Genomic DNA, 1,511 nt, shown 5'->3' on the forward strand with positions numbered 1-1,511 from the left:
AACGGCACTTGGTGTTGTGTATTCGTCGCATATTTCACGCGAACTATTCGCTGAGCAAGCTTTGCTTCAAGAGCGTAATGATCAGCTTCAGTTGGAATGGGCGCAGTTGCTTTTAGAGCAGAGTGCATTTGCCTCTCCAGGGCAGATTGAAAGCGTCGCGACGCAAGAATTAGAAATGGTGCTACCTAATGTAAGCGCCATCGAGTTAGTACAATAATTGGGATATCGAAGTGAGTGATAAGCCTTTAACAAACACACATATTGTAATGTGGCGCTATTATGCGTTACTTGCGATTTTGTGCTTGGTTGTTTTGACCTTGATGGGTCGGGCTGTGCACTTGCACATCTTCGAACAAAGCTTTTTATCGCATCAAGGCGATGTGCGCTCCATTCGTCTTGAGCGCTTAGATGCACACCGAGGCACAATATCTGACCGATATGGTGAGCCTCTGGCAATAAGTGCAGCGGTCGAAACCATTTATGCAAATCCAACCCAAGTCAAACTTGGGGATGAAGAATATGCTCAGCTTGCCGCCGCGCTTGGAGTGAATAAACGTTGGCTCAAACGGCGGCTTGAAAGTAATCGAGACAAGCAGTTCGTTTATCTCAAAAGAAAAGCAGCACCTCACGAAGCCCAGCAAGCATTGCAGCTGGGTTTTTCTGGTATTTACAGCCGCAGAGAATACAAGCGATTTTACCCTGCAGGTGAAGTCGCTTCGCACATTGTGGGCTTCTCAAATATCGATGAAAAAGGCCAAGAGGGTATCGAACTCGCGTATGACGAGTGGTTAACTGGTCGAGAGGGTAAGCGTCGTGTTTTGAAGAACCGTGCCGGTCAAGTTATTAAAGACTTAGGTGTCGTAGAGCTGGCGCAGTCGGGTAATGACATTAGCCTTTCGATTGATATGCGCCTGCAATATCTTGCTTACCGAGAGTTGAAGGCTGCTGTAGATATCCACCGTGCAAGAGCGGGGTCAGTTGTGGTTCTAGATATCGAAACCGGTGAAGTCTTAGCAATGGTGAATCAGCCATCTTACAACCCGAATAATCGATCAAATCTCAACGTGTCACATCTGCGTAATCGAGCCATTACGGACCTATTTGAGCCGGGCTCGACCATGAAGCTTGTGACCTTGGCTTCGGCGCTAGAGTCTGAGAAATACGCACTCAACAATAGTGTTGAAACCTCTCCAGGTTTTTTACGTTTAGGCGGTCGCTCAATACGTGATCACAGAGATTACGGCCGTTTGAGCTTGCTAGAAGTGATCGCTAAATCAAGTAATGTCGGAACAAGTAAATTGGCGCTTGATCTCGGTCCAGAGGCTTTGTGGGATTCGTTTTATGCGCTTGGTTTGGGGCAAGGTACAGGTATTGGATTTCCGGGCGAAAGCATCGGGCAATTACCTAATCCTTTCAATATGCAGCCGGTTGAATTGGCTGCAATGTCATACGGTTACGGTTTGAGTACGACTGCTCTTCAGCTTGCTCAGGCCTATATGGTTTTGGGGAAT

The 1,511-nt window shown here is 47.2% G+C and carries 2 protein-coding genes; both read left to right on the forward strand.

Translation table 11 applies throughout. The annotated features are described in order from the left end of the window. Positions 1 to 217: cell division protein FtsL (ftsL, locus tag A3762_RS13990; RefSeq protein ID WP_068756136.1), on the forward strand; the 217-nt coding region annotated here is incomplete at its 5' end. A gap of 13 nt (positions 218 to 230) precedes the next feature. Then, positions 231 to 1,511 (forward strand): penicillin-binding protein 2 (locus A3762_RS13995; RefSeq protein WP_156493460.1); only part of this gene is annotated, 1,281 nt, incomplete at its 3' end.

It is taken from the genome of Oleiphilus sp. HI0125 (genome assembly GCF_001635355.1).